Origin of the sequence: Mesorhizobium sp. M1050 (genome assembly GCF_040318715.1) — a bacterium.
In the GTDB taxonomy this organism is placed as follows: Bacteria; Pseudomonadota; Alphaproteobacteria; order Rhizobiales; family Rhizobiaceae; genus Mesorhizobium.
Genome location: NZ_JAMYMV010000130.1, coordinates 1 through 7,785, shown reverse-complemented (window position 1 = coordinate 7,785; position 7,785 = coordinate 1). Strand labels below are relative to the sequence as shown.

Annotated in this window: 10 protein-coding genes and 1 pseudogene; 9 read left to right on the top strand and 2 right to left on the bottom strand. The window is 60.6% G+C overall.

Annotation, left to right across the window (positions count from 1 at the left end; all coding sequences use genetic code 11):
* The 5 genes and pseudogenes from NKH57_RS32850 to NKH57_RS32830 all read left to right on the top strand — a co-directional run.
* Positions 1-563: ABC transporter permease (locus NKH57_RS32850; protein WP_352950494.1), on the top strand; the 563-nt coding region annotated here is incomplete at its 5' end.
* Between the two features lie 35 nt (positions 564-598).
* Entirely contained in the window at positions 599-1,597 is a 999-nt protein-coding gene (locus NKH57_RS32845; protein ID WP_352950492.1) for an ABC transporter substrate-binding protein, read from the top strand.
* 25 nt (positions 1,598-1,622) lie between these two features.
* A pseudogene (locus NKH57_RS32840) lies at positions 1,623-2,384 on the top strand (ABC transporter ATP-binding protein); the annotation flags it as partial.
* A gap of 104 nt (positions 2,385-2,488) precedes the next feature.
* Entirely contained in the window at positions 2,489-2,659 is a 171-nt protein-coding gene (locus tag NKH57_RS32835; protein WP_352950488.1) for a hypothetical protein, read from the top strand.
* 50 nt (positions 2,660-2,709) lie between these two features.
* Positions 2,710-4,263, top strand: coding sequence for a bifunctional aminoglycoside phosphotransferase/ATP-binding protein (locus NKH57_RS32830; RefSeq protein WP_352950486.1), 1,554 nt, complete (start codon positions 2,710-2,712; stop codon positions 4,261-4,263).
* On the opposite strand, the gene NKH57_RS32825 is transcribed toward NKH57_RS32830, so the two are convergent.
* Positions 4,152-4,466, bottom strand: coding sequence for a hydrolase (locus NKH57_RS32825; RefSeq protein WP_352950496.1), 315 nt, complete (start codon positions 4,464-4,466; stop codon positions 4,152-4,154). The two genes, NKH57_RS32830 and NKH57_RS32825, sit on opposite strands and share 112 nt — an antisense overlap.
* A gap of 362 nt (positions 4,467-4,828) precedes the next feature.
* Between NKH57_RS32825 and NKH57_RS32820 the strand changes: the two genes are divergently transcribed.
* From NKH57_RS32820 to NKH57_RS32805, 4 genes are all read left to right on the top strand, one after another.
* On the top strand, positions 4,829-5,407 hold the full coding sequence (locus tag NKH57_RS32820) for a hypothetical protein (RefSeq protein WP_023757314.1): 579 nt from the start codon (positions 4,829-4,831) through the stop codon (positions 5,405-5,407).
* A 2-nt stretch (positions 5,408-5,409) separates the two neighbouring features.
* Positions 5,410-5,757, top strand: coding sequence for a hypothetical protein (locus tag NKH57_RS32815; protein WP_352950484.1), 348 nt, complete (start codon positions 5,410-5,412; stop codon positions 5,755-5,757).
* 188 nt (positions 5,758-5,945) lie between these two features.
* A complete protein-coding gene (locus NKH57_RS32810) occupies positions 5,946-6,596 on the top strand; it encodes a helix-turn-helix domain-containing protein (RefSeq protein WP_352950482.1) in 651 nt (216 codons plus the stop codon).
* 304 nt (positions 6,597-6,900) lie between these two features.
* Positions 6,901-7,473: a cytochrome b gene (locus NKH57_RS32805; RefSeq protein WP_352486376.1), complete on the top strand. Its 573-nt coding sequence runs from the start codon at positions 6,901-6,903 to the stop codon at positions 7,471-7,473.
* Here NKH57_RS32805 and NKH57_RS32800 read toward each other — a convergent pair.
* On the bottom strand, positions 7,474-7,785 hold a 312-nt coding region (locus NKH57_RS32800), incomplete at its 5' end, for a YqaA family protein (protein ID WP_502907366.1).

Genomic DNA, 7,785 nt, shown 5'->3' with positions numbered 1-7,785 from the left:
TTGCCTTCGCAGCAGCCGTCGCGGTCGCCATTCCGCTCGGTCTGTTCATGGGCCAGGTGCGCGCGGTCGAGACCGCGCTCGACCCGATACTGCAGCTGTTCCGGCAGACCTCGGCACTGGCGCTCTATCCTGTGTTCATCCTGCTGCTCGGGCTGGGCGAAACCTCCAAGATTTTTGTCATCTTCTGGGCGACGCTGTTTCCGCTGCTGCTCAACACCACCAGCGGCGTCAAGGAAGTCGATCCGAAGCTGCTCGAGATGGCGCGTGTCTACGGCGCGACGCGGCTCACCGTGTTCCGCCGCGTCGTATTGCCCGGCGCCGTGCCGTCGATCTTCGTTGGACTGAGGCTCAGCGCCACCACGGCACTGCTGCTGTTGATCGCCTCCGAGATGATCGGTGCCAACAAGGGGATCGGCTTCCAGGTGATGAACGCGCAGTACAATTTCCAGATCCCGCTGATGTTCGCGGCGATCGTCATCCTCGCCAGCCTCGGCCTGATCGCCAACCAGGTTCTGGTTATCCTGCAGCGGCGGCTGTGCCGCTGGAGCAATCCCGTCAACTGAGCAGCCCCTCCTCTCATCCTAGGAAAGACCGGATCATGAAAATCACGCGCCGTTCCCTGCTTGCAAGCGCTCCCGTTGCCGCCGGCATCATCGCCGCCGGCCTGCCCCGCTTCGCTTTTGCGCAAGCCGCAGCCGTCAAATTCCGCTATCTCGCCAGCCGCGGCAGCATCTCCCCGCATGAGCTCGCCGACGAGCTCGGCTACTACAAGGACCTCGGTGTCGAGCTGGAGAATGTCGGCTACGCCACCGGCGGCCCGGAATCGCTGTTTGCACTTTCCTCCGGCAGCGTCGATCTCGGTTCGGCAGCCACGGCCGCTGTGATCAACTCCATCTCCGGCGGCAACGACTTCGTCGCCGCTTACCCGAGCAATGGCATCAACAAGGACGTGAAAAGCGTCTTTTACGTGCTCGCGGACAGCCCGATCAAATCGATCGCCGATATTGCCGGCAAGACCATCTCGGTCAACACACTCGGCGCCCATCTCGACTATACGGTACGCGAAGCACTGCACAGCGTCGGTCTGCCGCCCGATGCCGCCAACCTCGTCGTCGTGCCTGGTCCACAGCTCGAGCAGACCTTACGCTCGCATCAGGTGGATATTGCTGGGCTCGGCTACTGGCAGGCGACTTTCGCCGGCGCGCTGGTCGCCAATGGCGGCGTGCGCGGCGTGTTCAACGATACGGACGTGCTGGGCGAGCTCGCCGGCGGCTTCGTCGTGCTGCGGCGCGACTTTATCGCCGCCAACCCGGCAGCTGCCCGCCACTTCGTCGAACAGTCTGCCCGCGCCGCCGATTGGTCGAGGCAGAACCCGGACGAAGCGCGCAAGGTGCTCGCCAGCATCCTCGACAAGCGCGGCGAAAATGGCGACCTGGCCCGTTACTGGACCGGCTTTGGTCTGCGCGAAGGGGCACAGGCGACCGATCGCGACATCGACTTCTGGGTCAGCGTACTGGAGCGGGACGGCCGCCTGACCAAGGGCAAACTGAAGGCTGCGGACATTCTGTATCGGCGCGGCGAAACCAAGACGAACTGACAGCTGAGATGGACTGGGGACTGAAATGACTGGCACCAAAGGCGGTGGAGAGGTCTCGATCCGCGACTTGTCGAAATCATTCACACTCGGCGGACGTCAGCTTGCCGTTCTGCGCACGCTCAACCTCGATGTCCGTTCTGGCGAATGCCTGGTCATCGTCGGCGCCAGCGGGTCGGGCAAGACCACGCTGCTGCGCATCCTTGCCGGGCTGGAGGCCGCCGACAGTGGCCGTGTCGCGATCGACGGCAAGCCGGTCGACGGTGTCGGCGCCGAGCGTGCGGTGATCTTCCAGGAACCGCGCCTGCTTCCGTGGTTGACCGTACTCGGCAATGTGGCCTTCGGTCTCGAGGTGCGGGGCGTCGCGAAGGCGGACGCCGAGGAGAAGGCCCGCTTCTACATCGCGCTCGTCGGTCTCGCCGAATTCGCCGACGCCTTTCCCCGGCAGCTTTCCGGCGGCATGGCCCAGCGCGTCGGCATTGCCCGGGCGTTGACGGTGCAGCCCGAGATCCTGCTGCTCGACGAGCCGCTAGGCGCTCTCGATGCCATGACCAAGATCGGCATGCAAGAAGAACTGGCTCGCATCTGGAGCGAGGAGAACGTCACCATGGTCATGGTCACCCATGATCTGGAAGAGGCGATCTATCTTGCCGACCGGGTGTTGATCCTGCCCAAGGAGAAAGGCGGTGCGGCGCGGTTGATCGACGTCGACCTGCCACGTCCGCGCGACCGCAGCGAAACCAGGTTCGTGCGCTATCGCGAGGAATTGTTGCGCGAGTTCGGCCTGCATTTACCAAGCCCCCTTACAGGGTACAAGATTCGCACAGTGCCCTCGGCAGTGACTGATCTTTGACAGACGTTCCACAGTGCCAATTGTGCAGGCGCGTTTTCGCGGTGATCGACGGCCGCATCACGGTGCCGGAGCATGGCGATCGCGACATGCCGGTCTGGGGGCGCCAATTCCTTCCTGGCGATACCAGGAAATACGGCCAAAACGGTGGAGAAATCGTCACCACGGAACGTATCCATGGGTTGGCTGGTTATGTCCAGACGCTGCAGCACTAGCGCGCTGATGCGGGACGCCGGCGCGCAACACCGGCACAAAGGAGGCAGACATGATCGTTGAAGACCAGCAAGCCGCTGTCGCTTTTCTGCTCGATCCTGCTTCATATGACACGGCCGGGTCGGTCGAGGCGATCGAAACTCATATCTCGCTTATTTTTCTGGTCGGCCAACGCGCCTACAAGATGAAACGCGCGGTCAAGTTGCCATATGTCGATTTCTCGACGCCGGCGCTCAGGCTGGCTGCTTGTGAAAAAGAGGTGGAACTGAACTCGAAGACCGCACCCGGCCTCTATCTGGGTGTGCGTCGCATCACACGCGAGGCCGACGGCGAACTTGCGTTCGATGGCGCCGGCCGAATGGTCGATGCAGCGATCGAGATGGTCCGCCTCGATCAGTCAAAGCTTCTCGATCAGATGGCAACTGGCGGAGAATTGTCGCCGGCGCTGATGACCGCGGTTGCCCGCATGATCGTCGGCTACCACCGTACCGCCCCGACGATCCACGATGGCAGCGGCTCATCCAATCTTTCGGGCGTGCTGGACATCAACGAGGCCGGCTTTGCGACCAGCCACGTTTTCACAAAAGCCGAGATCGAGACTTTTGCCGACGCCTTCCGCACCGCCCTCGCCCGCCATGCCGGATTGCTCGACCGCCGCGGAGCAGCCGGCAAGATCCGCAGGTGCCATGGTGACCTGCACCTGCGCAACATCTGTCTCTTCAACGGCGAACCCCGCCTCTTCGATTGCATCGAATTCAACGACCAGATCGCCAGCATAGATATACTCTACGATCTCGCCTTCTTGTTGATGGACCTCTGGCACCGTGGCTTTCCGGACTTCGCCAATCTGGTGATGAACCGCTATCTCGACGAGGCCGACGACGAGGATGGCTTCATCCTCCTGCCCTTTTTCATGGCCGTTCGAGCCGCGGTGCGCGCGCATGTCACCGCAACGCAGGTCGAGGAAGGCAGCGCCGATTCCGACAGACTGATTGCCGAGGCCAGATCCTATTTCGAACTCGCTCGAACTCTGCTCGTACGCGGGCCTCCAAGGCTGATCGCAATCGGTGGCCTCAGCGGTTCGGGCAAGACGACCATTGCAGAGGCGCTCGCCGCCCATATCGGTGCGCCGCCCGGTGCCCGCATTGTCGAAAGCGACCGCGTCCGCAAGGCCATGCACGGAGTGCCGGCCGAAACCAGGCTGCCGGATAGAGCCTATCGACCAGAAGTCTCCGACCGCGTCTACCGCGAAATGGCATGGCGGGCCGGCCTGATCCTTGCGGAGGGTGGATCGGTTGTCGCTGATGCCGTGTTTGACAGGCCCGCCGATCGTGAACTTATCGAGAAGGCGGCACGTGACAGGGGCGTGGCTGTCGCCGGATTCTGGCTGGAAGCGGATCCGCTTGTTCTCTGGCAACGGGTCAGCGAGCGCAAAGGGGGTCCCTCCGACGCCACCATAGATATCCTCTCGCGACAGTTACGGAGAAATGGCACTCAATCCACCTGGCGCAAGGTCGGCGCTGATCGGAAGCCTGCCGATATCGTCGCGGAGTTGAGAAGGTTTTCCGATGGCGATGCCTCCGAAACCCTGCGCACAGCCTCCTGACGGGAAGGTGATGGACGAGAGGGGCACGCGAGGCGCCCGAACTGCTCGCCCATGTTCATCGATATATGCATGACGCCGCGGTTCATGGCATTGACGAATCGCTTGTCGTTGAATTGCAGTTCCTGACCGTCCCAGCCCTCGGGATTGAACCTGGGGCAGCAGCCGGTGGTGTTGACGCTGGCGTCGTATCGAGGCGTTTTCATTCGTCTGCATTGCCTGTCCTCAATTGAACCATCATCCGACGGGCAATGATCCCGGCCATAATTGATCTCCGTCAACATCGATGCGCATGCCTTTGTCGCTGCGGTTGGCCAGGCCGTCGCTGAAAGGGCAGAGCCTTTTGCCGCTTCCCGGAGGAGTGCTCCCCGGTGAGCAGATCGGCGATCGGGCCGGTGTTTCGCGGATTGCCAGTCCCGCGATCCATCCTCCAAATCGTCATCAGTATTGCTCAAGTACAGCTGCTAATCCCTGCCATTGACGATGATCATCACGAATTGATCCTGATCAAAGCGGAAATGCCCCAGGGGTTTCTAATCGAAATCATGTCGACGTAGGAGGTGACATCATGGAAATCTCTTTTCGCGATCTTATGACAGTGTTCCACGGTATGGGTTTTGGGGCGCTTTTTATGCTGGCGTTTTCGGCAGCGCTTGCCGAGCTCTATCGAATGTCCGCGCCTGGAGCCGCGTCGGTCCCAACCATCAGAGAACACAATCTGCTTTTGCTTTACCTCTCGGTGATGGTCGTCCTTGCCTGGGGTGCGGTACTGTCGGGTGCTTACATTGTATACCCATGGTACCGGGCGGTCGTGCCCGAAGGGGTTACCGATCTGGCCGATTACCCGAAGTTCCTACTGACCTCCAGCCCGAAGACGTCCGCGTGGCATAGCTTGGGCATGGAGTGGAAGGAACACGTGGCTTGGCTTGCCCCAATTGCCATGACCATGGTCGCCTATGTCTTTGCTAAATACGGGCCGGCTTTGGCAAAGCAGAAGCAAATCCGCACTGCCGTCATCGGCTTTGCCGTCGTTGCTTTCGTTGCAACAGGAGTCGCGGGAGCCTTTGGAGCGTTTCTCAACAAGTACGCTCCAGTACGTGGTGGCGCAATGATCGAGATCATCGCTGGTGAACAGGAGGGCCAATAGTCATGGCCAATATCACGCCTATCAGGACTAAAGAGGTTCCCAATGGTCCAGGTGCGGCCGCCATCCTGGCCGCCGGAATTGGATCTGCCGCGATGGGGATATTCGCCTTGGCCGGCGATGCGTTTACATCCCTCAATCACTTCTTCACGTTCTACAAGCCAACCGGTGGCCTGTCCGGCGTCTCGACCAGCGCGGTCGTCGCGTGGTTGGTTGCCTGGTTTATCCTTTCGCGCAGGTGGGGCGAAAAGAACGTGGAAATGGTAAAAGTCGTCTCTGTTTCCTTCGCCTTGTTGGCGGTGGGTGTATTGCTGACGTTTCCGCCTGTCATGGACCTGATCCAGGGCAAGTAGAAAGAAACGCACCTGAATTGGCGCGCATTTGGTCCGTCGAAAGCGGGCCAAGTTCGCGCGAAGTTCAAGCGCTTTACCGCGCTATTCCGGCCGCGGCCTAGGTAGTTTCCCGTAGGGATATAACCGAATTTCACGATCTCTCGATTCGCGCGATTGCTGTGTCACCGATCAAGCCGGGAGAAACAGCCATGCACGCCTATGCGACCTCCAGAATTTTGGTGCCGTCACGGCTCGCCATGCCAAGGCTGGCGGAGACCGTTGAAGCTACAGCGCTGCAGCCACTCAGCTTCTATCCCGCCGGCACGGAAATCTACGCCCAGGGCGAGACGGCCGGGGCCTTCTACCAGGTGGAGTTCGGCGCTGTCCGAATCTATCGCCTGCTTGCCGATGGCCGCCGGCAGATCAGCGCCTTTCACCTGGCTGGAGAGACATTCGGCTTTGAAGCCGGCACGACGCATCATTTCTTCGCCGAAGCGATCAACGCCACCAGTGTTCGGGTTTTCCGGACTGCCTCGGGGGGCGTGGACATATCCCGCCAGCTGCTGCCTTTGGCGCTTAAGGGCCTGACGAGAGCGCAGGAACACCTGTTGGTCCTCGGGCGCCAGAATGCCATTGAACGCATCGCTGCATTCCTGGTCGATATGGCGGAGCGGCAAGGCGGATTGCAGCAGGTCGAGCTGCCGATGTCGCGCATGGACATCGGCGACTACCTGGGCCTCACCATCGAGACCGTGTCACGCGTCTTCACGCGACTGAAGGACAAGGGCGTCATCCGCCTGCTCAGCCTGCGCAGCATCGAAATCGTCAGGCAGGACGTATTGCAGATCATGAGTGAATGAGGGCGGTCTTGCGGGCATGATGTAGACGGCGCGCAGCGTTGGCATGCACCCATTGGCGATGTAGGCACCGTTCTGCTTGGTGAGTTTCGCACGGTCACGAGGGAAGGATCATTGCTCAGCTTGGAAAGCAATTCGTCCGGCCAAACGGCCATCCGCTCGACATGATTCCAATAGTTATCGAGGGTCCAGTAAAGAACCGCCATAATTTTTTGCCAGATTAGGTCCATTGGAGAGGGTAACGCCATCACGCCTCATGCGAGCATGTGACGATCGACGGGCCTCAAATTTGAGAGAGAATCCTCGCTTGCGCTGGCATCTCAGCATTCGTCTTCTGCATTGGCTAACCGTGATCGCGCTCGCGGCGCAGATCGCCATTGCCTTCGGACCGATGAACGGGCCGGGGATGGCGACCATGAACTGGCTTCCGCTCCACATGTCGATCGGCGTGACGATCCTTGCCATCATCGTCCTCAGGCTTTGCTGGCGCATTCTCACCCGGCCCCCTGTCCGACAAACTTCACGGCCCGCTCGATTTGCGACTTCGTTCTTCCACGTGCTTCTCTACGTCACGATTCTCGCCGTCCTGATGACGGGATGGCTGGGCTACCGGCCAATGCCTTTGATGCCTCCCGCGCGGCTTTTCGGAGCCTTGCCTGTGCCGCTCGCGCCATCCGTCGGCGCGGCAAGGACTTTCGCGTTCATCCACGCAAAGCTGGTCTGGATACTGCTTGGCTTCGTCGGCGTTCACATCCTGGCTGCGTTTATTCATTTCGTGCTGTTTCGCGACGGTGTCATGCGAAGCATGTTCTTCGGGAAGTCGAACACCGCTTCGCGGCAAGGGAACGTGCGGCTTGCCGTCGACGACGAAGCCGGCTGATCACGCCATCGCCCACAATCCTCCCGCAATGATCACCGCATAGCGTGCGGCCTTGCCTATTGCGACAAGAACAACGAACACCCCAAGATTCACACGTGCCGTGCCTGCCGCAATGGTGAAGGCATCTCCGACAACCGGCAGCCAGGCGAATAGCAGCGTCCACGCGCCAAAGCGTCGGAACGTCTTGCTTGCTTGCTCATAACGGTCGGAACTTACGGGAAACCAGCGCCTAGAGCGGGATGAATTTAGGTTGGGCATAGCCAGCCTCGGTGAAGTAATTTCGGCATTCGGTTGACGTGACCTCGCCGAGGA

Coding starts and splice junctions, on each gene's coding strand:
- NKH57_RS32825 (WP_352950496.1), bottom strand. CDS start 4,466: ATGAAAACGCCTCGATACGACGCCAGCGTCAACACCACCGGCTGCTGC.
- NKH57_RS32815 (WP_352950484.1), top strand. CDS start 5,410: ATGGCCAATATCACGCCTATCAGGACTAAAGAGGTTCCCAATGGTCCA.
- NKH57_RS32845 (WP_352950492.1), top strand. CDS start 599: ATGAAAATCACGCGCCGTTCCCTGCTTGCAAGCGCTCCCGTTGCCGCC.
- NKH57_RS32830 (WP_352950486.1), top strand. CDS start 2,710: ATGATCGTTGAAGACCAGCAAGCCGCTGTCGCTTTTCTGCTCGATCCT.
- NKH57_RS32820 (WP_023757314.1), top strand. CDS start 4,829: ATGGAAATCTCTTTTCGCGATCTTATGACAGTGTTCCACGGTATGGGT.
- NKH57_RS32810 (WP_352950482.1), top strand. CDS start 5,946: ATGCACGCCTATGCGACCTCCAGAATTTTGGTGCCGTCACGGCTCGCC.